This is a genomic window from Vibrio pomeroyi, from assembly GCF_024347595.1.
GTDB lineage: Bacteria > Pseudomonadota > Gammaproteobacteria > Enterobacterales > Vibrionaceae > Vibrio > Vibrio pomeroyi.
In genome coordinates, this window is record NZ_AP025506.1 from 299,784 (window position 1) to 326,225 (window position 26,442).

General features: G+C 44.1%; 17 protein-coding genes and 1 riboswitch. Of the genes, 11 read left to right on the plus strand and 6 right to left on the minus strand.

Annotated features, from left to right (window positions below):
- Nucleotides 1-754: 754 nt before the first annotated feature.
- On the minus strand, nt 755-2,035 hold the full coding sequence (locus tag OCV12_RS01420) for a cation:proton antiporter (RefSeq protein ID WP_261885183.1): 1,281 nt from the start codon (nt 2,033-2,035) through the stop codon (nt 755-757).
- Nucleotides 2,036-2,203: 168 nt separating this feature from the next.
- Between OCV12_RS01420 and metH the strand changes: the two genes are divergently transcribed.
- Nucleotides 2,204-5,881, plus strand: a complete 3,678-nt coding sequence (gene metH / locus OCV12_RS01425; RefSeq protein WP_261885184.1) for a methionine synthase — start codon at nt 2,204-2,206, stop codon at nt 5,879-5,881.
- 114 nt (nt 5,882-5,995) lie between these two features.
- On the opposite strand, the gene lysC is transcribed toward metH, so the two are convergent.
- Nucleotides 5,996-7,363, minus strand: a complete 1,368-nt coding sequence (gene lysC / locus OCV12_RS01430; protein ID WP_261885185.1) for a lysine-sensitive aspartokinase 3 — start codon at nt 7,361-7,363, stop codon at nt 5,996-5,998.
- A gap of 108 nt (nt 7,364-7,471) precedes the next feature.
- Nucleotides 7,472-7,649: riboswitch (Lysine riboswitch) on the minus strand.
- Between the two features lie 176 nt (nt 7,650-7,825).
- Between lysC and OCV12_RS01435 the strand changes: the two genes are divergently transcribed.
- Nucleotides 7,826-8,965, plus strand: a complete 1,140-nt coding sequence (locus OCV12_RS01435; protein WP_261885186.1) for a pyridoxal-phosphate-dependent aminotransferase family protein — start codon at nt 7,826-7,828, stop codon at nt 8,963-8,965.
- Nucleotides 8,966-9,078: 113 nt separating this feature from the next.
- Here the strand turns inward: OCV12_RS01435 and OCV12_RS01440 are convergent, their stop codons facing one another.
- From OCV12_RS01440 to OCV12_RS01455, 4 genes are all read right to left on the minus strand, one after another.
- Nucleotides 9,079-10,842 (minus strand): PglL family O-oligosaccharyltransferase, encoded by a 1,764-nt coding sequence (locus tag OCV12_RS01440; protein ID WP_261885187.1) that lies wholly within the window; start codon nt 10,840-10,842, stop codon nt 9,079-9,081.
- A gap of 96 nt (nt 10,843-10,938) precedes the next feature.
- A complete protein-coding gene (uvrA, locus tag OCV12_RS01445; RefSeq protein ID WP_261885188.1) occupies nt 10,939-13,770 on the minus strand; it encodes an excinuclease ABC subunit UvrA in 2,832 nt (943 codons plus the stop codon).
- Between the two features lie 149 nt (nt 13,771-13,919).
- Complete coding sequence (galU, locus tag OCV12_RS01450) at nt 13,920-14,792, minus strand: UTP--glucose-1-phosphate uridylyltransferase GalU (RefSeq protein WP_017630757.1); 873 nt, start codon at nt 14,790-14,792, stop codon at nt 13,920-13,922.
- A gap of 157 nt (nt 14,793-14,949) precedes the next feature.
- Nucleotides 14,950-15,597: a LuxR C-terminal-related transcriptional regulator gene (locus OCV12_RS01455; protein WP_261885189.1), complete on the minus strand. Its 648-nt coding sequence runs from the start codon at nt 15,595-15,597 to the stop codon at nt 14,950-14,952.
- A gap of 278 nt (nt 15,598-15,875) precedes the next feature.
- Here OCV12_RS01455 and OCV12_RS01460 point away from each other — a divergent pair, with 278 nt between their 5' ends.
- The 9 genes from OCV12_RS01460 to OCV12_RS01500 all read left to right on the plus strand — a co-directional run bounded on the left by OCV12_RS01460 (nt 15,876) and on the right by OCV12_RS01500 (nt 26,438).
- Complete coding sequence (locus OCV12_RS01460) at nt 15,876-16,430, plus strand: single-stranded DNA-binding protein (protein ID WP_017630755.1); 555 nt, start codon at nt 15,876-15,878, stop codon at nt 16,428-16,430.
- 161 nt (nt 16,431-16,591) lie between these two features.
- The gene (gene csrD / locus OCV12_RS01465; RefSeq protein WP_261885190.1) at nt 16,592-18,607 is read left to right on the plus strand and encodes an RNase E specificity factor CsrD; all 2,016 of its coding nucleotides are present in this window, start codon (nt 16,592-16,594) and stop codon (nt 18,605-18,607) included.
- A gap of 2 nt (nt 18,608-18,609) precedes the next feature.
- Entirely contained in the window at nt 18,610-20,052 is a 1,443-nt protein-coding gene (locus OCV12_RS01470; RefSeq protein WP_261885191.1) for an MSHA biogenesis protein MshI, read from the plus strand.
- Complete coding sequence (gene pilO, locus OCV12_RS01475) at nt 20,052-20,699, plus strand: type 4a pilus biogenesis protein PilO (RefSeq protein ID WP_261885192.1); 648 nt, start codon at nt 20,052-20,054, stop codon at nt 20,697-20,699. Before OCV12_RS01470 ends, pilO begins: the two co-directional genes overlap by 1 nt.
- The gene (locus OCV12_RS01480; protein ID WP_239830012.1) at nt 20,692-21,024 is read left to right on the plus strand and encodes an MSHA biogenesis protein MshK; all 333 of its coding nucleotides are present in this window, start codon (nt 20,692-20,694) and stop codon (nt 21,022-21,024) included. Before pilO ends, OCV12_RS01480 begins: the two co-directional genes overlap by 8 nt.
- Before the next feature lie 15 nt (nt 21,025-21,039).
- Nucleotides 21,040-22,677, plus strand: a complete 1,638-nt coding sequence (gene mshL / locus OCV12_RS01485; protein ID WP_261885193.1) for a pilus (MSHA type) biogenesis protein MshL — start codon at nt 21,040-21,042, stop codon at nt 22,675-22,677.
- A 53-nt stretch (nt 22,678-22,730) separates the two neighbouring features.
- The gene (locus OCV12_RS01490) at nt 22,731-23,570 is read left to right on the plus strand and encodes an ExeA family protein (RefSeq protein WP_261885194.1); all 840 of its coding nucleotides are present in this window, start codon (nt 22,731-22,733) and stop codon (nt 23,568-23,570) included.
- Nucleotides 23,571-23,572: 2 nt separating this feature from the next.
- Nucleotides 23,573-24,724: a tetratricopeptide repeat protein gene (locus OCV12_RS01495; RefSeq protein WP_261885195.1), complete on the plus strand. Its 1,152-nt coding sequence runs from the start codon at nt 23,573-23,575 to the stop codon at nt 24,722-24,724.
- Entirely contained in the window at nt 24,714-26,438 is a 1,725-nt protein-coding gene (locus OCV12_RS01500) for a GspE/PulE family protein (protein ID WP_261885196.1), read from the plus strand. Before OCV12_RS01495 ends, OCV12_RS01500 begins: the two co-directional genes overlap by 11 nt.
- Nucleotides 26,439-26,442: the final 4 nt, after the last annotated feature.

Sequence of the window (26,442 nt, forward strand, 5' to 3'; positions counted from 1 at the left end):
TACATTTTCAGAGCAGCGAATTCCCCGACTTACCCAAATAGCGCGTATTGGGAGTCTAAACTTCCACCCCTGCCGTATCTAAAACCTCAGCAGAAATATTGAGGCTTTTTTGTATCTGGTATTTTTTTCAAAATGGTTTGGGATTACCCTTAACCTTTTTAGAGCTATACCGCAGAAGCTACAGCGGTATAGCTAGCAAAACTCGAAAGCGAATATCTTAGCTTCTTGGCGTTGATCTAATGGAGTAAATCTAATTAACACCATGCAACTCTAATCCTTTGAGTAGTCGATAGCCGGATAATTAGGCTGACCTCTTCTTTTTTGATGTATCACCTGCTTTAGCTAGCTTAAATTGTCGTTACTCTCCCCCCTAACTCTAAAATGATTTGCTCCTCACTCGTTTATCACCACTTTTACTTAATTTGAAATTACTGGTTTAGGTTGCTGACAGTCATTTAGTCTATTAGCCCTAATATCTATATTTTTTTAGTTTTGGGTTCTATCAAAGCGAATTATAGGCAACGAGCTTAGCTGCTTTAAAGCTTGTTTAGTTAGTACTCTCGCGCAGTTTATGATTTGGGAATACAGAGAAGTCATGATTGAATTGAGTTAGCTCTTCTTGGCCAAAAGAAAATAGAAGACTGTGAGAATTTTGAAGCAAAATAAGACGGGTATGGTGACTTGAGAGAAGGGTGATAAATGGATATAAAAAAGGCCGCTTAAGTAAGCGGCCTATGTTCACAAATTCGGAGTGTTAATCTAACTCTTTCTCGGCTTGTTTCGCTTTCTCTATCATAGGAGTAATTGTTGAGCCTTGAACCAGAATCGAGAACACCACGACGGCATAGGTCATGACAAGGATGATCTCTTTTACATCGATGAGCTTATCTTCAATCACCCAGATACCTGATGGTATTGAGAGTGCCATGGCTAGTGCTAAGCCACCGCGTAAGCCGCCCCAAGTTAGAATCTTAATCGACCATGGGTTGTACGTTCTAAAGCGTTTGAATCCGATATAGGACAAGAAAACACTTAGGTAGCGCGCACTCAATACTAGAGGAACTGCGAATGCCATTAAAATCCAGTCTTCTTGGTGGAATTTGAACAGCAGCATCGACATACCGATCAATAAGAATAGTACGCCATTTAAGAACTCATCTATCAACTCCCAGAAGTGGTCTAGGTGATCCTCACTTTCTTTAGAGAATCCGATAAAGCGCGTCCAGTTACCAATCATAATACCTGATACCACCATCGCTAATGGACCTGACACATGTAGAACTTCTGCGAAGGCATAACCGGCCGTCGGGATGCCGATGGTTAGCAGTAATTCCATCGAGTGGTCATCGGTGTTACTGATCAGATAATGGAATATCAAACCTAAAGCAAATCCGTAGACGATACCGCCAATAGCCTCTTGGACGAATAACATTGTCACACTGCCTACTGTCGGCGCCTCTGTACCAAACGCAATGGTGAACAAAGTTACGAAGATAACTAAACCAAAGCCATCATTAAATAGAGACTCTCCTTCGATTTGAGTTGAGATTCGTCTTGGAGCGTCAAGTTTCTTCACTATCGCTAACACTGCTATTGGATCGGTAGGAGAGATTAGAGAACCAAAGAGTAAGCAATAAATCAGATCAAATTGAATACCGATGAACTGACAGAATCCATAGAGCACAAAGCCGATAAAGAATGTTGAAAACAGCGTAGCGCCAAGTGCGAGTACCGTTATTTCCCACTTCTGGTCTTTTAGATTCGGTAATTTAATCCCCAACCCGCCAGCAAAAAGCAGGAAGCCAAGTATTCCTTTGAGTAGGAAGTCTTCAAAGTTGATACTGGCAACGGTTTCTGAGGCGATGTCAGCCAGTTGGAACCAATTGTTTTGTCCTGCAATGATAATCAATAGAGACAGCATCATTGAGCCAGCAGTGATGGCGATGGTTGTCTGCATTTTACCAATTTTGGTATTCACGAAAGCAATGAGCATTGCCGCTGCGGATAAGAAACATAAGGTGTAATAGACCGACATTGGGATTCCAACATGTAACAAAGTATGAGTGTGAATTTTCGTTGTCTCATGCTCAAATAGCAAACATTTTTTTGTCATGAGTCGGTAATCAATTTCCTTTTTAGACGTCTAGACTCCTTTTTAATGTGTGATAGGATGGAAGGATAATTAAAGGAATGAGGTTGTACCGTGGGAAGTAATGTAAGGCAAAAGATTGACGCTCTGTTGAAGCAACGAATTTTACTGATTGATGGTGGCATGGGCACCATGATTCAGGACTATAAATTGGAAGAGCAAGACTATCGTGGTGAACGCTTTGCTGATTGGCATAGTGACCTAAAAGGTAACAATGACCTTTTAGTGCTGACACAACCTCAGCTTATCAAAGATATCCATTCACAATATTTGGAAGCTGGGGCTGACATCCTCGAAACCAATACCTTTAACGCTACAACCATTGCTATGGCCGACTATGATATGGAAAGTCTTAGTGAAGAAATCAACTTTGCTGCCGCCAAGCTTGCCCGTGAAGCTGCTGATGAGTGGACAGCAAAGACCCCAGAAAAACCTCGCTTTGTAGCGGGTGTATTAGGTCCGACTAACCGTACTTGTTCTATCTCTCCAGATGTTAATGATCCGGGTTATCGTAATGTTAGCTTTGATGAGTTGGTCGAAGCATACTCCGAATCGACTCGTGCTCTTATTAAAGGCGGTTCAGATCTAATTCTTATTGAAACTATCTTCGATACACTAAACGCCAAAGCGTGTGCTTTTGCTGTGGAATCTGTTTTCGAAGAAGTGGGTATCACTTTACCTGTAATGATCTCAGGTACCATTACTGATGCATCAGGTCGTACACTTTCAGGTCAAACAACAGAAGCTTTCTACAACGCCCTTCGTCATGTTAAACCTATCTCGTTTGGTTTGAACTGTGCATTAGGCCCTGACGAATTGCGTGAGTATGTCGGTGAGATGTCTCGTATCTCTGAGAGCTATGTTTCTGCTCACCCTAATGCAGGTTTGCCTAACGCATTTGGTGAGTATGATCTTTCACCCGAAGATATGGCTGAACATGTTAAAGAGTGGGCTGAAAGTGGTTTCTTGAATTTGATTGGTGGCTGTTGTGGTACCACGCCAGAGCATATTCGCCAAATGGCGGAAGCGGTTGAAGGTGTTCCCCCTCGTCAGTTGCCCGACCTACCAGTATCGTGTCGTCTATCTGGTTTAGAACCTCTGACCATCGCGAAAGAATCTCTGTTTGTAAACGTTGGTGAACGTACCAATGTTACTGGCTCTGCCCGTTTCAAGCGCTTGATCAAAGAAGAGCTTTACGATGAAGCCTTGAGTGTCGCTCGCGAACAAGTTGAAAATGGCGCTCAGATCATCGATATCAACATGGATGAAGGGATGCTGGACGCTGAAGCGTGCATGGTTAAATTCCTTAATCTATGTGCTTCTGAACCAGAGATTTCAAAAGTACCAGTAATGGTCGACTCTTCAAAATGGGAAGTTATCGAAGCTGGCCTTAAGTGTATTCAGGGTAAAGGTATCGTTAACTCGATCTCTCTGAAAGAAGGCAAAGAGAAGTTCGTAGAGCAAGCCAAGTTAGTTCGTCGTTATGGTGCAGCCGTCATCGTGATGGCTTTTGACGAAGTTGGTCAGGCTGATACTCGAGAACGCAAAGTAGAGATCTGTACTAATGCCTATAACATTCTTGTTGATGAAGTTGGCTTCCCACCTGAAGACATTATCTTTGACCCGAACATTTTCGCGGTTGCGACTGGCATCGATGAGCATAACAACTATGCGGTCGATTTCATCGAAGCTGTGGGAGATATCAAACGCGATCTCCCTCATGCGATGATCTCTGGTGGCGTGTCGAACGTGTCGTTCTCATTCCGTGGCAATAATTATGTTCGTGAAGCAATCCATGCAGTATTCCTATATCACTGTTTTAAGAATGGTATGGATATGGGCATCGTAAACGCTGGTCAGTTAGAAATTTATGATAACGTTCCAGAAGATCTGCGTGATGCTGTTGAAGATGTTGTATTGAACCGTCGTGATGATTCGACGGAACGCTTGCTTGATATGGCAACCGAGTACCTAGAGCGAGCAGTTGGTAAGGTTGAAGATAAATCAGCTTTAGAATGGCGAACTTGGCCTGTCGAGAAGCGCTTAGAGCACTCTTTGGTAAAAGGTATTACCGACTTTATTATTGAAGATACCGAAGAAGCTCGCGTCAATGCCTCTCGTCCTATTGAAGTGATTGAAGGTCCTCTAATGGACGGCATGAACGTTGTAGGTGACCTATTTGGTGAAGGTAAGATGTTCTTACCACAGGTAGTTAAGTCTGCACGTGTAATGAAGCAGGCTGTTGCCCATTTAGAGCCATTCATCAATGCGTCTAAAGAAGTGGGTGCGACTAACGGTAAGATTCTGTTAGCGACCGTTAAAGGCGATGTTCACGATATCGGCAAAAATATCGTTGGCGTGGTTCTGCAGTGTAACAACTACGAAATTATCGACTTAGGTGTGATGGTTTCTTGTGAAAAGATTCTTAAGGTCGCTAAAGAAGAGAACGTCGATATTATTGGCTTATCTGGTTTGATCACGCCATCTCTTGATGAAATGGTACACGTTGCTAAAGAGATGGAAAGACAAGGCTTTAAGCTTCCTCTATTGATTGGTGGCGCGACCACCTCTAAAGCGCACACCGCGGTGAAGATTGAACAAAACTATTCTGAGCCAGTAGTTTACGTAAATAATGCCTCACGTGCTGTAGGTGTTTGTACTTCTCTACTTTCTGATGAATTGAAACCCGCTTTCGTTGAGAAGTTGGATATCGATTATGATCGCGTTCGTGATCAACATAATCGTAAGAAGCCTCGCACTAAGCCTGTGACACTTGAAAAAGCTCGGGCTAATAAAGTGGCGATCGATTGGGATGCTTATACACCACCAGCACCAGCTAAGCCGGGAGTGCACATTTTCAATGACTTCGATGTGGCTACGTTACGTCACTACATCGACTGGACACCGTTCTTTATGACGTGGTCATTGGTTGGTAAGTACCCAGCTATTCTTGAGCATGAAGAAGTGGGCGAAGAAGCGAAACGTTTATTCAAAGACGCGAACGATCTGTTAGATCGTGTGGAGAAAGAGAAACTACTTGAAGCTCGAGGTATGTGTGCCATGTTCCCTGCCAACAGTGTCGGTGATGACATTGAAGTGTATACCGATGAATCTCGTACTGAGGTGTTAAAGGTTCTGCATAACCTTCGCCAACAGACAGAGAAACCAAAAGGCTTTAACTACTGTTTGTCTGATTACATCGCTCCAAAAGAAAGCGGTAAAGCGGACTGGATTGGTGGTTTTGCGGTAACTGGCGGTATTGGTGAACGTGAATTGGCTGATGAATACAAAGCGAATGGCGATGATTACAATGCCATCATGATCCAAGCGGTCGCTGATCGATTGGCTGAAGCGTTCGCGGAGTACCTGCATAAAGAAGTGAGAAAGGATATTTGGGGTTACTCGCCAGATGAAGACTTATCGAACGATGATTTGATTCGTGAGAAATACCAAGGCATTCGTCCTGCTCCAGGTTACCCTGCTTGCCCAGAGCATACCGAGAAAGGTACGTTGTGGGAGTTAATGGATGTCGAGAAAGCGATTGATATGTCATTAACGTCGAGCTATGCGATGTGGCCTGGTGCTTCTGTGTCTGGTATGTACTTTTCACACCCAGATGCTCGATACTTTGCTATTGCACAGATTCAACAGGATCAAGTGGATAGCTATGCCGATCGTAAAGGCTGGGATATGTTGGAAGCTGAGAAGTGGTTAGGTCCAAACATTAACTAGTTTGAATCTATGACGACCTTTGATTCGTAAAGTAAAAAAGAGAAAGGGTTGCTTAATAGCAACCCTTTTGTATTTGTGGTTTAGTTATCTATCTGTCGATGATAAAAGGGCTTTCTACTCAAATAATTCTTGGTGAAGTTTCTGAATCGCTAGCTTAGACACAGACTCATTCAGCAGGAAGCACAGGTTATGAGGGCTTGCTCCGTAACAAATCATTCGCAGGTTGAAGTCTTCTAGAGTGCCGAACACCTGCTTTGCATAGCCTTTGCTTTCGCTCATGTTGTTACCAATAAGAGCAACCAGGCACAGGTCATGCTCAATATCGACAGAACACAGTTCTTCAAGCTCAATACGCGCTGCTTCTGGTAATTCGGGAGCACCACCTGATGTGTCTGTTTGATCCAGTGTCAGTGAAACGCTGATCTCTGATGTGGTGATAAGATCGACGGAGATCTTATGTTTAGCAAGGATCTCAAACACTTTCGCAAGGAAACCGTAAGCATGGAACATATTAGCGCTTCGCAATGTAACCATGGTTTGATTGCAGCGTAGGGCAAGTGCTCTGAATAGAGGAGAGCTTTCTACTTGCTGGCGAATCCAAGTTCCACCTAATTCTGGTGCTTTTGAAGAACCGACAAATACTGGAATTTGATGGCGCAGTGCAGGAACGAGAGTCGATGGGTGTAAGATCTTCGCGCCAAAGTTTGCCATTTCCGATGCTTCACTGAAGCTGATCTCTGGGATAGGAGAAGCTTTAGGTGCAATACGTGGATCGGTAGTATAGATACCCGGAACATCAGTCCAGATCTCTAAGCCAATCGCTTGTACAGATTCTGCAATAAGCGCTGCTGAGTAATCGCTGCCACCGCGGCCTAAAGTCGTGGTGTTACCTTCGATATCAGCACCGATAAAGCCTTGGGTAACGACAACTTGTTGCTGGCACAGTGGAATCAATTTCTCTTTTGCCAAAGCAGCAATCTCTTCTAGCTGTGGTTCTGCTTTTCCGAAATCATCATTGGTGCGCATCACTTCTCTGATATCGAAACGAACCGCAGGTGTTCCGCGCTCGCGAAGGATTTGAGCAAGGATGTGTGTCGACATCAACTCGCCACATGCTACAAGGTGATCAGTCAGCTTAGTACTTGCTTGAAATGATGCGGCTTCAGCTGCGCTCGCAATGTCATCAAGAATGCTGTGAACTTCTTTTTCGATGCTGATTGGGTCAGCAAGTTGGTCAAGAATAGCATTGTGGATGTCAGTTAACTGCGTCATCAATTCTTGGCGGCGAGCTTTATCTTGAACTCCATTTGCGAGTTCCACTAGCAAGTTGGTCACGCCAGAACATGCACTGCTTACGACAAGTTTCGTATTTGAGTTGTTTTCAATAATGGCAGCACAACGGCTCATTGCTTCAAAGTTGGCAACACTTGTTCCACCAAACTTAGCGACATTAAAAGAACCAGCTACATTAGATGCACTCACGATATATCTCCCACGACTTCCTAAAATAAAATTACGGTTGGGTAATCCAACGTCCGATGTTTTTCGAAGAGAGTTTTAGAGCAAAAAGAGAGGAATTATTAGAATAGTAACCTCAGAAGCTCTTCACCATATAGAAATGGCGACAGTTGAAGGGATTCAGCCCGCTCAACCGATAATAAAGGTCCTGCATCCTTTTATTATCTCGGCACTGCTCCCCATAAATGTTTTGTATTGGAAATGCGGTTCCACAAAACATCTGCCTGGGCAGTGCTCCTCTTCTGCTAGATAGCCGTTTCATTGAACGTTTTTGTGGTAGCAATGTCAATCCGTAACTTGAGATAATTGAAAAATAATTTTAACAATTATGTGACAGTGGTTTGACCTCAATACTTATGGCTAATTGCTGAGGTAATCAATTTGCTTTAGGGTGGATTGTTCACAACATTAACGTAAGGGATGTACATGTCTAATTTAACACTCACGACTGCTATCGATAGCTTTTATCCACCACACCGAACGTTAATGGGACCTGGTCCTTCTGATATCTCACCTCAAGTACTGCAGGCTCTAAGCCGTCCGACAATTGGTCATCTAGATCCGCTGTTTATTGCGATGATGGATGAGCTTAAACAGCTTCTTAAATATGCTTTCCAAACGGAGAATGAATTTACGATTGCCGTTTCTGCGCCGGGTAGCGCAGGTATGGAAACTTGTTTTGTTAATCTGATTGAGCCTGGTGAAAAGGTCATTGTTTGTCGTAACGGTGTTTTCGGTGAGCGTATGCGCGAGAATGTTGTTCGCTGCGGTGGTGAAGCCATCCTTGTTGATGACGAGTGGGGCAAGCCTGTTTCTGTCGACAAAGTAGAAAAAGCATTATCTGAAAACCCTGATGCTGTTGCCGTTGCATTTGTGCATGCAGAGACATCAACTGGAGCACTATCGGATGCTCAAGCTATCTCGGCTATTGCTCGTCAGCTTGATGCGTTAACGATTGTCGATGCGGTGACATCATTAGGTGGTGTGCCATTGCTGGTTGATGAATGGCAGCTTGATGCGGTTTATTCTGGTAGCCAGAAATGTCTATCTTGTGTGCCAGGTTTATCTCCAGTGACTTTCTCTCAGCGTGCGGTTGAGAAAATGAAGGCGCGTCAATCACCAGTGCAAAGTTGGTTCCTAGACCAGAGCTTGGTATTAGGTTATTGGAGTGGCGAAGGTAAGCGTAGCTATCATCATACTGCACCTGTAAACAGTCTTTATGCGCTGCATGAGTCTCTTGTGCTACTAAAAAATGAAGGCCTAGATAATGCCTGGTCTCGCCATCACTCAATGCATCAAGAGTTGAAAGAGGGCGTCGAAGCTTTAGGGCTGAAGTTTGTGGTTGATGAAGATAGCCGCTTACCACAACTTAACGCACTTTATTTCCCTGAAGGGATTGATGAAGCAAAAATCAGAACTCAGCTTTTAGAAGAGTATAACCTTGAGATTGGTGCCGGACTTGGTTCTCTAGCGGGCAAAGCGTGGCGTATCGGCCTAATGGGCTACGGTGCTCGTAAAGAGAATGTCGCGCTGTGCTTAAAAGCGCTAAAAGATGTTTTGAAATAGCTGCAATAAACTGAAATTAAAAATAAAAGCGCACGAGAGATCGTGCGCTTTTTTGTATCTACCCCAAGCTCCTACTGCCTACTAAGTGAAGCTTGCGTTGCGAATTCTTAACATTATTCTGCAGACGAAACGTTATCTTCTACCTGTGATACTTTCTTATACTGAACCTTTGAAAAGTCTCTGTTAGGGAATAAAAAGTTCGCTTCGCTACGAATTTGCTCTGCCTTACTTTCTTCACCTAGGCCTTGATACGCCAGAATCAGATTGCTGTAGAAAGCTGGTCTTGGTTTGCTCTTTATGATCTCCAGTGACCAATCGATGTAAGGCTGTATAAGGCTCGGGTCGGCTTTATACAGACCAATATTAAGGTAAGTGCTGTAGATGTCCCAGTCGTAGCGATCTTTCCAAACTACTGGGTTAGTTACTTGTTTGAGAATATCTGGGTTTTTAGGTGTAGATCGCTCGAATTTAGTCAGTACATAGTTAGTGTGTAGCGCGCTCAACATATAGAAGCTCACTAGGATTGGTAATACCAAACTGTTCACTCTGAATAGTGTTTTGCTGATGATACTGAACGGCTGCTGATAGTGACGTGAGGCACGCTGATCCACCCAGTAAATCAGAATGATGAAGGTTATCCAATGAATCGCCGAATGATAAAACGGATACTCCAGTTGAGAGTGCAAGAGTATCGGTATAAACAGCGCAAGTAATGCCAGGCGTGTGCCTTTTGCTGAACTTGCTATACGAGACATTACTAACACCGCGGCAATCAAGATTCCTATGATTGGTATTATGCCACCTTCAACACCCCAAAAAAGAAACTCATTGTGCGGGTGATCCATAGAGGGAAGCCCCGGATGATAATTTGAGTTCAGTTGATGCTGGCGAGCCGTATATAGTGTGTATTCAGATTCGAACTTTCCGTAGCCATAACCGGTAAATGGCTTTTCGATCATCATGTCTAATGCTTGTGGAAAGGTGTAAGCGCGCGGGCTTTCTAAGTTCGCTTTCTTGCTAGCGATACTATCTGTAGCGCTGAGGTTGATTACCGTAAACGCAACCACGATACCGACAGCAACGGATGCACACCATCCGTAGAAGCGTTTTTTGGTCGAGAACTTGTAAAGGTAAGGCAGAATACACACGAACCCAATGAGTGCTGCTAACCAACCTGTGCGTGATGCGATGATGATCAGCAGTGGTACCGTTAACGTTGGTGTCAGGTAGAGTAAAAATGATTCGCTAATTTTATGGTTGTACTTGGCTGGCTGCCTCGCTAATAGGTAAGCAGAAAGGACAAAACCCGTCGCTAAAAAACTAGCCATCACATTTGGTTGTTGGAAGATTCCATAAGGACGATTAGCTTCAGTGTTGTAACCAAATAGGTTACCAGGCTCCAGCAAAAAATATTGCACATAGCCAAACAATGCTTGTATGACGACAGCAAGTACGATGAACCACAGCATGCGCTGTTTATGTTTATTACTGAATTTGAATTGTTGAAGAACCACGAATAAGGCAAAGCCAGCCCATAACCCAAGTAATCGACCTGAAGCTCCTTCCGGCGAAGCATTGCTGTATAGAATCGGCAATGTGAGTATCACGCAGCTTATCAGCAAGCCTATGGTTAACTTGGAATACTTGAGTACTCGATTGGTCGCGAGTTGATAAAAGCCGATGGCTAAGGTGAAGCTCAGTGCTAACCAAGTGGTAGGGTTAAAGGATAGAGCAAGGCCTGAGCCCCCTGGATTAGGCATGAAGAAATGCATGGCGAGCAAGAACACAACAGCTAATGAAGCGAGGAATGCTTTGTTGAGTGGTAACTGAGTGACCTGATTTTCTAGCTGGGTACCGCTAGTATGTATTGTTGCCATAAATCCCTAACCTTATAAAAACAGAGCTTGTTCCTTTTGAAACAAGCTCTGTTACTTTAACATTTTTCTGTCTGCTCGCAGGGCGCTATTTTACACCTAGTTCAAATTTAACATAGGCTTAAGGAAGCGAGCGGTGTACGAACCTTCGACTAACGCCACATCTTCAGGTGTACCCTCTGCAACAATCTCACCACCGCCTTGTCCGCCTTCTGGGCCTAAATCTAAGATCCAGTCAGCTGTTTTTACGACATCTAGATTGTGCTCAATTACTACAACCGTATTACCGTGATCACGCAGTCGATGCAGTACCGTTAATAGCTGCTGGATATCGTGGAAATGAAGACCTGTTGTGGGCTCATCGAGAATGTATAAGGTTTTGCCTGTATCTCGTTTAGACAGCTCGCGAGCCAATTTAACACGTTGTGCTTCACCGCCAGATAAGGTGGTTGCCGCTTGGCCTAAGCGAATGTACGAAAGACCCACATCCATAAGCGTTTGCAGTTTACGTGCAATCACTGGAACTGGATTAAAGAACTCACGAGCATCTTCAACAGTCATCTCAAGAACTTCGTCGATGGTTTTACCCTTGTAGCGAACTTCTAGTGTTTCACGGTTGTAGCGCTTTCCTTTACACACATCACACGGAACATACACATCAGGTAAGAAGTGCATTTCTACCTTGATAACGCCATCGCCCTGACACGCTTCACAGCGCCCGCCACGTACGTTAAAGCTGAATCTTCCTGCTTTGTAACCACGTGAACGTGACTCTTGTGTGCCAGCAAAAAGTTCACGAATAGGAGTGAAGATACCAGTATAGGTCGCAGGGTTTGATCTTGGTGTGCGTCCTATTGGGCTTTGATCAATATCGATTACCTTATCGAAATGCTCTAACCCTTTAATCTTTTTATGTTTTGCCGGTACTGCTGTGGTTGCGCCATTAAGTTGAGTGTGAGCAACTTTGAAGAAGGTGTCGTTAATTAATGTCGATTTACCTGAACCCGATACACCCGTAATACAGCTAAATAATCCAACTGGAATAGTTGCCGTGACATTCTTTAGGTTGTTACCTGTCGCTCCAACGATCTCTACGACTTTCTTCTTGTCGATTGGTGTTCGTTGTTTTGGTACTTCAATTTCTTTCACACCACTCAGATATTGGCCGGTTAAAGAGTTCGGGTTGTCGATGATGTCTTGCATGGTGCCTTCTGCGACTACGTGACCACCGTGAACACCAGCGCCAGGGCCAATATCGATGACATGGTCTGCACAGCGAATAGCATCTTCATCATGTTCTACAACAAGTACCGTATTGCCTAGGTCTCTCAAGTGTACCAAGGTTTGCAGTAGACGCTCATTATCACGCTGGTGGAGGCCAATTGATGGCTCATCTAGTACGTACATGACACCCACTAAGCCCGCACCGATCTGACTCGCCAAACGAATTCGTTGTGCCTCACCACCTGATAGAGTTTCAGCACTGCGTGATAGGTTAAGGTAGTTCAAACCAACGTTAACCAAGAAATGTAGGCGGTCATTGATCTCTTTCATCACTTTATCAGCGATCTGCCCACGTTGGCCGTCTAACTTCAACTCTTGGAAAAATTGTAGTGCATCAGCAATACTAAGCTCAACGATTTCAGGCAGTGTTGTATCGCCGATAAATACATTTCGAGCTTCTAGTCTCAGACGAGTACCATCACAGTTAGAGCATGACTTCGTAGAGATGTATTTAGCAAGATCCTCTCGAACTGAGCTTGATTCCGTATCACGGTAGCGACGCTCTAGTGTATTTAAAATACCTTCAAACGGGTGACGCTTAACGCGGATATCGCCACGGTCATTGATGTATTTGAATTCAACCTCAGTGCGGCCAGAACCTTTGAGAATGATCTCTTGAGTCTTCTTTGGTAGAGAGTTAAACGGCGCAAACAGATCGAAACCATAATGCTCTGACAGTGATGTTAGCATCTGAAAATAGTAGTAGTTCTTTTGATCCCAGCCTTTAATCGCACCTTCGGCGATGCTTAGGTTTTCATCCAAAATCACTCGGCTCGGGTCAAAATATTGTTGAACACCAAGTCCATCACACGTACCACATGCGCCTGCTGGGTTGTTGAATGAGAACAAGCGAGGCTCAAGTTCTTGCATGCTGTAACCACACTTTGGACAAGCGAAGTTTGCTGAGAACACGATCTCTTCTTGGTCTGTTTCGTCCATCCAACCGACGACTGCAATACCGCCAGATAGCTCCAGTGTTGTTTCAAACGATTCAGCGAGTCGTTGCTGTAGATTAGGGCGCACCTTAAATCGATCAACTACTACTTCAATGGTGTGTTTCTTGTGCAGTTCAAGTGCTGGAGGATCGGATAGGTCACAGGTCTCACCATCAATACGTGCACGAATAAAGCCTTGAGCCGCTAAGTTTTCTAGTGTCTTTACGTGTTCGCCCTTACGCTCTTTAACGATCGGCGCAAGTAACATCATCTTTGAGCCTGCAGGTAACTCAAGTACCTTGTCCACCATTTGACTGATGGTTTGCGCAGCTAGGGGGATGTTGTGATCCGGACAGCGAGGTTCACCCGCTCGAGCGTAAAGTAGTCTCAGGTAATCATAGACTTCGGTAATGGTACCTACGGTTGAGCGAGGGTTATGAGACGTCGATTTTTGCTCTATCGAGATAGCCGGAGATAAACCTTCGATGTGGTCTACATCGGGTTTTTCCATAAGAGATAGAAATTGGCGAGCGTAGGCAGACAAAGACTCAACATAGCGACGTTGCCCTTCTGCGTAGAGAGTATCAAACGCAAGTGACGACTTTCCTGAACCGGATAACCCTGTGATAACCGTGAGTTTATCGCGGGGAATTGTAAGGTTAACGTCTTTGAGGTTATGCGTACGAGCGCCTCTAATTTCTATTTTATCCATCTCAACAGACCATGTAATTTTAAGTGGCTAAAGTATTACATAGAGTGAGATTTGTGCAAAGTTTTACTGGATAAAAAAACAGTAAACAAAAAAGGGCGACTCAAAGAGCCACCCTTTTAAAATTCGAAACGTTACTTCTTATAGAGCCGTTATGCTTCTTTTTGCGTTGAATGTTTGCCTAGCTCAACTTGCTTTTGGTCTTTCTTGTATAGGTTTTCAAAGCAGTAGTTTGTTGCTTCGATGTAGCCTTCAACACTACCGCAATCAAAACGTTGGCCTTTAAATTTGTAAGCCAATACACAGCCCGCTTTCGCTTGTTTAAGCAATGCATCAGTAATTTGGATCTCGCCGCCTTTACCTGGTTCAGTCTGTTCGATCAGCTCGAAGATATCTGGAGTCAGAATATAACGACCAATGATTGCTAGGTTGCTTGGCGCTGTACCTTGTTCAGGTTTCTCGACCATGTCATCGACACGGAAAAGATCGTCTTTGATCATCTCGCCAGAGATAACACCGTATTTATGTGTCTCTTCTTCTGGTACTTCTTGAACTGCAACGATAGAACAGCGGAACTGCTTGTACAGTGCAACCATTTGAGCCAGCACGCCTTGTTGCTCGTTCACACAAAGGTCATCGGCAAGCACAACTGCGAACGGCTCATCACCAACTAGTTCACGACCCGTTAGGATAGCGTGACCTAGACCTTTCATCTCGCGTTGGCGGATGTAAGTGAAGTTTGCTGCTTCAATCGTTTCACGGATATTTACTAGAAGGTCTTCTTTATTGGTGCCGCTGATCTGGTGCTCAAGCTCGTAGTTCTTATCGAAGTGATCCATGATTGAGTGCTTACCGCGGCCAGTAACAATACACATGCCGTCCATGCCAGCTTCGATTGCTTCTTCTACGCCATATTCAATAAGAGGTTTGTTTACAACAGGCATCATTTCTTTTGGCATTGACTTAGTTGCTGGTAAAAAACGTGTACCGTAGCCAGCTGCCGGGAAAAGGCACTTTTTGATCATGATAAGACCCTTTATCTATAATAATTATTGATTCAACCTGAGTGGTTGATATTTCTGAGGGCAACTCTAGCATAAGTTATGTCGAAAATTCAGCAACAATACCTATGGTTTATTAGAGCTTCCCTCAAAATTATCGTCAGTTTAAGAAGCGGATCAATTATGCAAGTAGGTTCTGGTTAGCCCAGGCGATGGCTTGGACTCTATTTTTAACCGCTAACTTACGGAATATTTGATAGAGGTGGGACTTAACCGTGAACTCACTAATAAACAAGTCATCGGCGATTTGTGTGTTGGATGAGCCGGATTGAAGGCAACGAATAACCTGAATCTCTCGAATGGTTAAGTCGACATTGGTTGGTGTTGTGTTGGTATTGACCATATTACGGTAGTAAAACAGCAGTTGATTGGTCACTTTTCTTGGTAGCCAGTTATCACCATCAATCACTTCTTGAAGACCATGGGCAATCTTGTCCTTTTTATCGGTGTTATAAAAGAGACCTTTCAGCACTCCATAAGTTAGAAGCTCCGAAGTCGGCAGTTGCTGTGGAACATTGAATAAGATGATCTCATGGTTTTTCCACATCACGGTCAGGTTGGGACAGATAATAAGTAGTTGTGGTACCTCCTTATAGTCGACAAGTAGGATGCGGTTACTCTGCTTTCTGTCGACTAACATTAAGTCGTCCGGAGTCATTTTGTAGAGAATGATGGATAAGTGCTTTTCTATCCCTTTTACATGTAGGTAAGTGTCACTCGGGTCTATGCACAGAAAGTGTAAAGTGCGAGCGTATCGAGATTTTCTCATTGAAGCTCCGTGTTTAAGTTGGGTGAGATTTCACGTTGTCATGCACGCTTTGGCTTCTCTAGTGCAATAGTAGTGACTTGCGTTGAATATCAATTCCCAAAGTAAATGAGTGGTTTGTAAGTGGAGAAAAAAGCAACATCGCTCTGAATATCATGATTTGTTACGTTTTTATTCTTTGTAGTGAGGAGAGAATAGGAATGCGATTTATCACTGTAGAAAAGCATGCTATTCTTGTGCGCTAAAATTTTCTGAGACTATGAATTTAGACGGAGCAAATCATGGCTAGCCGTGGAGTTAACAAAGTTATATTAGTGGGTAACCTAGGTAATGACCCAGAAATTCGTTACATGCCTAATGGCGGCGCGGTAGCGAACATTACCATTGCAACGTCAGAGTCATGGCGTGATAAAGCAACTGGCGAACAGCGTGAAAAAACAGAATGGCACCGTGTTGCTCTGTTTGGCAAGTTAGCTGAAGTTGCTGGTGAGTACCTACGTAAAGGTTCTCAAGTTTACATTGAAGGTCAACTTCAAACTCGTAAATGGCAAGATCAAAGCGGTCAAGATCGCTACACAACTGAAGTGGTTGTTCAAGGCTTCAACGGTGTAATGCAAATGCTTGGCGGCCGTGCTCAAGGCGGTGCTCCTGCTCAAGGTGGTATGGGTAACAACCAACAGCAAGGCGGTTGGGGTCAACCACAACAGCCACAACAACAGCAACAATACAGTGCTCCTGCTCAACAGCAGAAAGCACCTCAACAACAAGCTCCTCAGCAGGCTCAACCTCAATATAATGAGCCACCGATGGATTTTGATGATGACATCCCATTTTAAGCCCTGTTTTTAATATATTATAAAGACAGTATTAAATTGGAAAAAGCCGCGTTTATCGCGGCTTTTTGTTACCTAGAATTCTTAACGCTTTATTTACAACGTCAATTTATAGTATAAGTAGCAATACGGTATAATGTGAGTTGAAAAGGATTTCGTTATTCATGAGATATACCCCCACGCTAAAATTGAGCACCCGATTGGTCGCATTTGTCACAGTGATAGTTATCAGTGCGATGTTCATTCTTTTTATCGGTGGCACCCTTTCGTTCAAGCGCATCGGGCAGGAATATTTAGACCATTATTTGGTGGGAATAGTCGACGTCGTAGATAAAGAGATGGAAGATCCAGATGCTGCGTACTCAATGCAGCGTTGGATGCCTAAGATGTTGCAGGCCAGCAATATCGTTGAGATGAAACTCTCAAATAAGACGGGTATTGTTTACCGCTTCAAAGATACTTCTCCACAAATTGATCCGAATCGCCTCTATGAGAAAAGCTTCACGTTAGAGCGCAATGAAGGTTACCAAATCGAATTCAAAGCATTGCCTCCTTATATTGGTTACAACTACTCAATAGAAGCGATGTGGTCGATTACTTTAGCGGTTGCTTTGATCATTTTCTGTTTGGCTCGTGGTGTTCGATGGTTGAAAGAGCAGTTAATGGGCTCTGAAATGTTGGAAGAGCGCGGAAGGATGATCCTTGCAGGACAAGTTGAAGCGCATGCCAAAGGCGATGAGCGAGAGTGGCCCTTTACGGCAAGTGAAGCACTCGATGTGTTGATTGAAGAGCTGAAAGATGCACGCCAAGAGCGTAGCCGTTTCGATACCTTTATACGCACTCATACTTTTTTAGATAAACTTACTGGCACAGCCAACCGAGTGCTATTTGATAACAAGCTTGAATCGGCATTGCATGAAAGTGGTGCTCGTGGTGGTGTGTTGTTAATACGTATCGATGAGTGGGAACAAGTTCGTGATACCAATGATAAGCAAGTGACCGACGGCTTTATTATTGAGGTTGGTGAAGTCTTATCGAATATTGTTCAGCGCTACCCTGATGTTATTTTCTCTCGTTATTATGAGGCCGACTTTGCGGTATTTATTCCACACCAAGGAGCAAAAGATATTGCGACCTTGGCAGCTCAATGTTTAAGGCAGTTAGATAAGCTAACTCCTCCGGAGCCATTAGAGTCGGATAATTGGTGTCATATCGGCGTGACCATGTATACCGAGGGTGAGCGTCATAGCCAGATTATGGATGAGACGGAAACCGCATTAAAAAGTGCTCAGTTGGAACGCATTAATAACTGGAGCCGTTACCCTAAACAGAATAAAAATGAGCTTGATAGAGGCAGCGTCCGTTGGAGAACATTACTCGATAAAGCCCTGCTTCCTGAAAATTTGGTAATCTTTGCTCAGCGGTGTTACCTTATGCCGGAATCTGGTCAAGCTAATGAATTACATAGAGAAATATTCACTAGGATTCAGGACCCTGACAAGGGTTTATTGAAATCGTCTCGATTTATGCCTGCGGTAGAGCAAGTGGGTTATCAAGCTCAAATGGACCAATCCGTGTTGAAGGTTTTGTTGAAATCTTTGAAAGAATCAACTCAATCGATTAACTACTCGGTGAACCTGAATGTCACTCCGTTTGCGAGTAAACAGCATTTTAAGTGGTTTAGGAGTGAGTTATTACAGCTCTCAGCTCAGCATCGCTCTCAGCTGGCTTTTGAATTTCCAGAAGGTCACCTTATTGCTCATCTTGATTATATGAGACCGGTGGCAAAGATGCTGCGAGGATTAGGGTGTAAAGTCATTGTTGGTCAAGCTGGGCGAACCATAGTTAGCACGCACTACATAAAGGATTTGAAGGTTAATTATATTAAGCTTCACCGGAGCTTAATTAAGAAAATCGATCAAAGACATGAGAACCAGCTGTTTGTCCGAAGTTTAATTGGGGCATGTGGTGACTCTCCAACTCAAGTTATCGCGGTTGGGGTCGAGACAAAACAAGAAAAGAATACCTTGATAGAGTTAGGCATTAACGGCTATCAAGGGAGATATTTCGACGAAGAGCAACAAATTATTCCTTTACCTCACCAAGGTGAAAAGACAGTGAAAGCTGAATCTGTTGTTAAAGTTGGTCGAAGAAATCGATGGCGTAAGAGTAGTAGTTAAGCATGAATTTTAAAGCGATTTTAGACAAGATAAAGCCAACGAATAATAAAGGCAGCTCGCAAGTTGTCATGTTGGGCAATGATGCTGTTTATATTTCATCGACAGAGCAAGAATCTCAAGTCACTCACATCCCTGTAGTAAACGGGGACTGGGAAAGTGCACTAAAAAAATCGCTTAACAGTGAGGCTTTTACCAGCAGTAGCCTCCAATTAATAGTCTGCGCTAACTATTACCAAACTTACCAAATTGATAAACCGGACATTCCAGAGAGTGAGTGGTCGGTTGCCTTGCCTTTTTTATTGAAAGATCTTGTCGCTGAAAGAGTGACTGAGATTACAGCAAGTGCGGTCGCACTGCCGACATCAAACAAACTGCAAGTGTATGTTTTACCTAAAAAGCTGTTAGATAAGCTTTTAAACATTACTAACTCAGCGCAAGTAGAGCTTAAAGGTGTTGCTCCTGAAGATGAAATCTGGGGCTATAGTGCCGGCGAACTCTCTAATTTTATACTTCTACAACGCAGCTCAAATTCACACTTTAAGTTGGGTGCTTTTGTTGAGAATACCGTCTGCTTCCAAAGAACGATTCGCAGTGTGGTTCCACCTTTAACGGGTGTTGCATCCAGCGCACTGCAGTTAGATGGCCTTGCTTTAGAACTCCAGCGTTCGATTGACTACCTTTCTTCTCAAATCAAAGGCACTCAACTTCATCAGCTAAAAATCTGTTGTGATGAAGAGGATGAGGCAGAACTACAAAGTGCGTTAAATAATACACTGAGCTCAACGGTTTCTTTGCTCGTTGAAGGTGAGCGCGAAAACTCTGAAAGCTTGTTAGTTAAGCTCGCTGCTGAAAAAGATGCGTTTAACGTCAATCTTTATCCTGAACACCTCAAGCCGAAAAAAGAATATTTCACATTAACGAATGTTGTCGCGAGTTGGGGACTTGTCTGTGCCCTGCTTCTTGGCGGTTACTTTGTGATGCAATACCAAATATCGAATTTGGACAAAGAACTAACAGCTTTGCAACATGACTCCAATCAAGTTAACAAGCAAGTTAACCAGTTGAAGAGTAAGTTAACTGAGCATAAACCGTCTCCGGAGAAAGTCGCCGCTGTTGCCCGTCTCAAACGTGAGACTCAAGCAAAAAAAGAGGCGTTGAAGGCCGTTGGGCAATACGACGAATCCCAGCAAGTCGGGTATTCTGGCGTCATGAATTCCCTAGCTCAATTAGGCCGAAATGACATCTCTCTTTCGCACATCTATATGACCCATGACACGTTAGATATGAGTGGGTTAGCTCGCAATGCCAATGTTGTCCCTAACTGGATTGGTCAATTCAAAAATGAGCTTAATCTTGTTGGTCGCTCTTTTGAAAAACTCAAAATAGGTCGTAATGATCAAGATGTGGTGACGTTCGAGTTAAGTACTCGCAGGGAGAGTAAATAATGCAGCAGTGGAACCAGCAGAGCGATAAGTTTCTTGCATTAAGCCAAAGAGAAAAATGGCTACTTTTCGTATGTGGCTTTGTCGGTTTATCAATGCTTGTATTCACCTTATTGGTTGAGCCTGCATACCTCGACTTACAAGCAAAAAACGCTAAATCGATGAGTCTGACGCAGTCAAACCAAAGGCAACAAGGTGAGCTACTCGTTCTTCAAGCAAAGTTGAACAAAGACCCAGACAAAGAAATTAATATTGAGTACAAGAAGCTACTAGTAGAGAGCCAAGACCTTTCTCTTCAACTGTCAGAGATTGTTGATGGACTGATCACGCCTTCTCAAATGTCACAGTTATTGGAAAGTGTTCTCAATGCTGGCCATGGACTTAAGCTGGAATCCTTGGAGTCACTAAAACCAGAAGCGATTTCAAATAATAAAGAGACTAGCGAGTACTCAGGCTACTTTCTTCACCCTGTGAGAATGGAACTAACAGGCAGCTACTTTGATATTTCAGCTTACCTTCAAGCCCTTGAGTCTCTTCCAGTGAGTTATTACTGGCGTACGTTTGAGTATTCAGTAGAAGAATATCCTAAAGCTCGACTTGTGTTCGAGGTTTACACACTTGGTACCAGACAGGAGTTTATCGGTGGTTAGAACTCTATTGTTGTCCTTGCTGTTTAGTAGCTCCTTAGTTTGGGCTGAGCAAGATCCAACGGCGCCATTAGGTTGGCTTTCACCTCAACAAAAAACAGCGCCAGCTAAAAAGGCGCCAGTTCAATATCGCTTACCGTCTCTAGAGAGCATTGTTTGCAAGGGGGATACACCTTGTTATGCGATTATGAATGGTCAAATTCTCGGTCAAGGGGAAACGATCAGAGGGTACCGAGTTAAGAACATAGATCCAGAATACGTCACTCTGCAGAGAAGCTCTAAGCAGTGGAAATTAGAGATGTTCTCTTTAGATGTTAAGAATAATTAAGGTTAGAGTGAAGACATGCGTAAACTTGTAGTAGCAATCCTAGTGTCATCTTTAGTCGGCTGTTCGATGGGGCATCGCGATCCTGTTGAAATAAAAGAGTCTTTGAATGAATCAATTAATGAAGCTAACAGTAAAGCGCTTCATGAGCTTCCTTCATCAGTACAAGATGATCTTATGCCTCAACTCGATTCGGACTCTGTATCGCCAGGAATGGAAACGGTAAAGCGTTTTCGCATTCAGGCTAAAGGCGTTGAAGCGAGAACCTTCTTTGCAAGCTTAGTGAAAGGCACTGAGTACAGTGCCGCTATTCACCCAAGTGTGTCGGGAAACCTTACGCTTAATCTAACCGACGTAACGTTAGATGAAGTGTTGGCTGTTGCTCAAGACATGTATGGCTACGATATCGAAAAGCGTGGCAAGGTGATTCAGGTTTACCCTGCAGGCCTTCGCACAGTGACGATCCCTGTCGACTACTTACAAGTTAAGCGTTCTGGTCGCTCATTGACGACGATAACAACGGGTACGATCTCCAATTCGGACAACAGTTCGTCGAGCTCTTCAAGCTCTGACTCTAACTCGTCGAATTCATCAAACTCTTCTAATACATCAAACTCGACATCGAATGGTGGCACAGAGATTGAAACCACATCTGAAAGTGATTTTTGGCCACAGCTTGAAGCGGCGGTTGCTCACTTGATTGGTTCTGGTGATGGGCAAAGTGTCGTGGTTACCCCACAAGCAAGTGTGATTACCGTACGTGCTTACCCGGATGAAATTCGTGAGGTTCGTGAGTTCCTAGGTATTTCTCAAAAACGTCTGCAACGCCAAGTTATCTTGGAAGCTAAAATCATGGAAGTCACCCTGAGTGATGGTTACCAGCAAGGTATTAGCTGGTCGAACTTATCTAAGTCGATTGGTAGTGGTGGTGTGGTTATTGACCGACCAGGTGGAACATTGCCACCATTGGATGCAATCAGCTCCTTGTTAGGCGGACAAACCAACGTAACGATTTCAGACGGTAGCTTTGAAGCGGTATTGAGCTTTATGGATACTCAAGGTGATCTCAATGTTCTCTCTAGCCCACGCGTAACGGCTGCAAACAACCAGAAAGCGGTGATCAAGGTTGGTACAGACGAATACTACGTGACGGACTTATCAAGTGCGGTGGGTAGTGGTGACAATGCTAATGTTGCGCCTGAGGTTGAGTTAACGCCGTTCTTCTCTGGTATCTCTTTAGATGTGACTCCTCAGATAGATGATAAAGGTAGCGTGTTCCTACATGTTCACCCTGCTGTTATTGAAGTAGAAGAAGAAGTGAAAGAGCTCAACCTAGGTTCAACAACGGGTGTGGTACAACTACCTTTAGCTAAAAGCTCTATTCGTGAATCTGACTCAGTGATTCGAGCTCGAGACGGTGACGTGGTTGTGATTGGTGGTTTGATGAAATCTAACACCAGTGATGTGACGTCTAAAGTTCCATTCCTCGGTGATATCCCAGCATTAGGTCATTTATTCCGTAATACCAATAAGTTGACTCAAAAAACTGAGCTCGTGATCTTGCTTAAACCAACGATCGTGGGTGTGAATACTTGGCAAAATGAGTTGGAGCGCTCTCGTGATCTTCTTCAAGAGTGGTTCCCTGATGAAGAGTAAATGCTTACTTTCTCAATATAGAGTGGCAGTGTCTCACTAAGCTAGGTCGTCGTATGTATCAAGCTCACTTTGGTTTTGAACAACTGCCATTTACGTTAACGCCGAATACCGATTTCTTTTATGGTTTGGCGCCTCATTTTGAGGCGATTCAAACGGTCATCTCGGCGTTGGAAATGGGAGAGGGCGTGATTAAAGTTACCGGTGAGGTGGGCACGGGGAAAACCATGGTCTGTCGGATACTGGTTAATCATTTAAAGGATTGTACGGCGTTAATCTATTTGCCAAATCCTGTGTTGTCTGGCGCTGATTTACGTCACGCTGTCGCTAAAGAACTTGATTTGACCATCGATAATGAAGCCACTTTAGTCGATAACATTCAACATAAGTTGATTGATTTACACAACTCGGGTTTGAGAGTGGTCGCTATACTGGATGAGGCGCAAGCTCTATCCGATGAGGCTCTTGAAACCTTAAGGCTGTTCGGCAACCTTGAAACAGAAGATAAGAAATTGCTTCAAATAGTGTTGCTCGGGCAGCCTGAATTGGACGCTCGATTAGAGGCTTACCACCTAAGACAATTTCGTCAAAGAATCACATTCAGTTCAACACTGAGGCCGCTGACGCTCGATGAGACGGTAGCTTACATTGATAATCGAATTACTAAATCTGGTGGCAATCCTGAACTGTTCAGTTTGAATCAAAAAAAGGCGATTTGCCGTTCTTCATTGGGTATTCCAAGGTTGATAAACCAGTTGTGTCATAAGGCTCTGTTGCTCTCGTTCAGTGAAGATAAGAAAAGTATCGATAATCAGCACCTGTTCTTCGCCATGCACGAAACTTACGATGTGTGTAAGCCTAAATTTAAAACGCCAATACTGTGGGGTTGGAATTAATTATGAGCGTCATTAATAACGCCTTGTCTGAATTGGCAAAGAAAAAATCAGAGACTTCAATTGAAGCCGCAGTCGTGCCGAAAGTAAAAACACGCTCACCTTTCGTTTGGGTTGCTGCGGGCTTTACACTCAGCTTAGCTATGGGCGGTTGGGCGATTTCACAAGGTCCTGCTGTTGATAGTTCAATATCAACTCGGGACGTTCAAGTTTCTGTTGTTGATAGTGCTGAAGGTGAGCCGAAAACGGTAGTTACTCCACTTGTATCGTCACCAACTAGGAAGCTAGTGACGCTAGATTCTACGAACCTTTCTGCTGACAACACGACGATTGTTAAAAGCACTCAAACTCAGTCTGCTAAGTCCGATTCAGTTGCTGCATCGATTCAGGTAGTGGCAAAGCCGCAAGCAACTTCTAAGTCTCAAAACGTGCCTAAAGCGGAAGTTGCAAAACCAATCTATGTTGCTAGTGCAGCTAATAAAGATGCCAAATCACTCCCTAATGATTCCAAAGCGTCTGGTGATTCAGAAAATAGCGGAATAATGATTGAGCAGGTCGAGTTAACGTCTGAGCAACTCTCTATTAATGCCCAAGGTCGAGCTCAGAAAGCGCTTGATGCGAACGATCTTGATGGTGCGTTGAAAGGTTATAACGAAGCGCTTCGCTATGCCCCAAGAAATGAAGATGTTCGTCAGAAGCTCGCAATTCTCTATTTTGGTAAGGGGGATACGCGTAAAGCCTACGAACTTTATCAGTCTGGTATCAAACTTAACAACAACAGCGAAAAGCTGCGCTTAGGTTTATCAAAACTGCTGGTTAAAGCAGACCAATCTGAAGCGGCTTTGAGTCCATTGATACATTTACCGCCTAATCCAACTCAGGACTATTTAGCGATGCGTGCCGCGCTGAGCCAAAAATCTCAGCAAGAAGAGATTGCATTAGAGAGTTATCAAAAACTGGTTGAGATTGATTCGGATAACGCTCGCTGGTGGCTAGGTTTGGCTATCCAACAAGAGCGACAACTCGATTTTGCCGCGGCAAAACAATCTTACCAAGGTGCACTAGTCCGAGTTGGCATCTCATCTCAATCGCAAAGCTTTGTGCGAGATCGATTAAAAATAATCAATGCTTTAGAGGAGAGCAGCGATGCAAATTAGATTAAGAAAAAGGCTTGGTGATTTGCTCGTTGAAGAGGGCATTATTACCGAGGCTCAAGTTGAACAAGCGCTTGCCTCTCAAAAAAGCACAGGCCGTAAGCTAGGTGATGCACTGATTGAACTTGGCTTCCTGTCAGAACAACAGATGCTGAGCTTCTTGTCGCAGCAGTTAGCTATTCCACTTATCGATTTAAGTCGCGCTGTTGTAGATGTTGAAGCGGTTCAGCTTTTACCCGAAGTACACGCTCGTCGTCTTCGTGCTTTGGTTATCGGACGCCAAGGCGATACTTTGCGTGTTGCTATGAGTGATCCTGCGGACTTATTTGCACAAGAATCTTTACTTGGTCAACTAGGCGACTACGCACTCGAATTCGTTGTTGCTCAAGAAAGGCAGTTAGTTGATGGTTTTGACCGTTACTACCGAAGAACCAAAGAGATCGCCTCATTTGCAGAGCAGCTTCACGCCGAACACCAAGTTAATGAAGCTTTCGATTTTGATATTGCCGAAGAAGACAGCGACGAAGTTACGGTTGTTAAGCTGATTAACTCACTGTTTGAAGATGCGATTCAAGTTGGCGCTTCCGATATTCATATCGAGCCAGACTCAAATGTACTGCGCCTTCGTCAACGTATTGATGGTGTGTTGCATGAAACCTTGTTAAACGAGGTCAATATCGCATCGGCTCTAGTTCTGCGCTTAAAGCTGATGGCAAACCTAGATATCTCAGAGAAGCGTCTTCCTCAAGATGGCCGCTTCAATATCCGAGCGAAAGGCCAATCTGTCGATATCCGTATGTCGACGATGCCAGTACAGCACGGCGAGTCTGTGGTGATGCGTCTGCTTAATCAATCTGCTGGTTTACGTAAATTGGAGTCGTCGGGTATCCCTAGTGATCTTCTGGTTCGTCTTCGCCAGCAGTTACGTCGTCCGCACGGAATGATCTTGGTTACTGGCCCTACTGGTTCGGGTAAAACAACCACCTTGTACGGTGCGTTAAGTGAATTGAACGAACCGGGTAAAAAGATCATTACCGCAGAAGACCCGGTGGAATACCGCCTTCCTCGTGTGAACCAAGTTCAGGTGAACCCTAAGATTAATCTCGATTTCTCTACGATCTTAAGAACCTTCCTACGTCAGGATCCCGATATCATTCTTATTGGTGAGATGCGTGACCACGAAACCGTAGAAATAGGCCTCAGAGCGGCACTGACGGGTCACTTAGTGTTAAGTACGTTGCATACCAATGATGCGGTAGACAGTGCTCTACGTATGATGGATATGGGCGCTCCGGGCTATCTGGTCGCCAGTGCCGTTCGAGCTGTAGTCGCTCAGCGATTGGTTCGTAAAGTGTGCAATGACTGTAAGGTTGAAGATGAGCTAGATGAACCTCGCAAGCAATGGTTGAGCGTTCGCTTCCCAAATCAGGTAGGCGTGCCATTTATGAAAGGGCGTGGCTGCCAGAACTGTAACCTAACGGGTTATCGTGGCCGTATTGGTGTTTTCGAGATGTTGGAGCTAGAACAAAACATGATGGATGCGCTTAGAGCCAATGATGCCGTTGGTTTTGCTCAAACGGCGAGACAGTCTGAAAACTACAAACCGCTCTTGGCTTCTGCGATGGAACTGGCTTTACAAGGTGTTGTGAGTCTCGACGAGATAATGCACCTTGGTGAAGGCGATGCGTCCGGTACAATCGACCCAATTTATCTGTAGGGGT

Excerpts from the sequence above, each read along its gene's own strand:
- OCV12_RS01420 (WP_261885183.1), bottom strand. The coding sequence starts at position 2,035 with ATGTCGGTCTATTACACCTTATGTTTCTTATCCGCAGCGGCAATGCTC.
- OCV12_RS01435 (WP_261885186.1), top strand. The coding sequence starts at position 7,826 with ATGTCTAATTTAACACTCACGACTGCTATCGATAGCTTTTATCCACCA.
- OCV12_RS01440 (WP_261885187.1), bottom strand. The coding sequence starts at position 10,842 with ATGGCAACAATACATACTAGCGGTACCCAGCTAGAAAATCAGGTCACT.
- uvrA (WP_261885188.1), bottom strand. The coding sequence starts at position 13,770 with ATGGATAAAATAGAAATTAGAGGCGCTCGTACGCATAACCTCAAAGAC.
- galU (WP_017630757.1), bottom strand. The coding sequence starts at position 14,792 with ATGATCAAAAAGTGCCTTTTCCCGGCAGCTGGCTACGGTACACGTTTT.
- OCV12_RS01455 (WP_261885189.1), bottom strand. The coding sequence starts at position 15,597 with ATGAGAAAATCTCGATACGCTCGCACTTTACACTTTCTGTGCATAGAC.
- OCV12_RS01460 (WP_017630755.1), top strand. The coding sequence starts at position 15,876 with ATGGCTAGCCGTGGAGTTAACAAAGTTATATTAGTGGGTAACCTAGGT.
- csrD (WP_261885190.1), top strand. The coding sequence starts at position 16,592 with ATGAGATATACCCCCACGCTAAAATTGAGCACCCGATTGGTCGCATTT.
- OCV12_RS01470 (WP_261885191.1), top strand. The coding sequence starts at position 18,610 with ATGAATTTTAAAGCGATTTTAGACAAGATAAAGCCAACGAATAATAAA.
- pilO (WP_261885192.1), top strand. The coding sequence starts at position 20,052 with ATGCAGCAGTGGAACCAGCAGAGCGATAAGTTTCTTGCATTAAGCCAA.
- mshL (WP_261885193.1), top strand. The coding sequence starts at position 21,040 with ATGCGTAAACTTGTAGTAGCAATCCTAGTGTCATCTTTAGTCGGCTGT.
- OCV12_RS01490 (WP_261885194.1), top strand. The coding sequence starts at position 22,731 with ATGTATCAAGCTCACTTTGGTTTTGAACAACTGCCATTTACGTTAACG.
- OCV12_RS01495 (WP_261885195.1), top strand. The coding sequence starts at position 23,573 with ATGAGCGTCATTAATAACGCCTTGTCTGAATTGGCAAAGAAAAAATCA.
- OCV12_RS01500 (WP_261885196.1), top strand. The coding sequence starts at position 24,714 with ATGCAAATTAGATTAAGAAAAAGGCTTGGTGATTTGCTCGTTGAAGAG.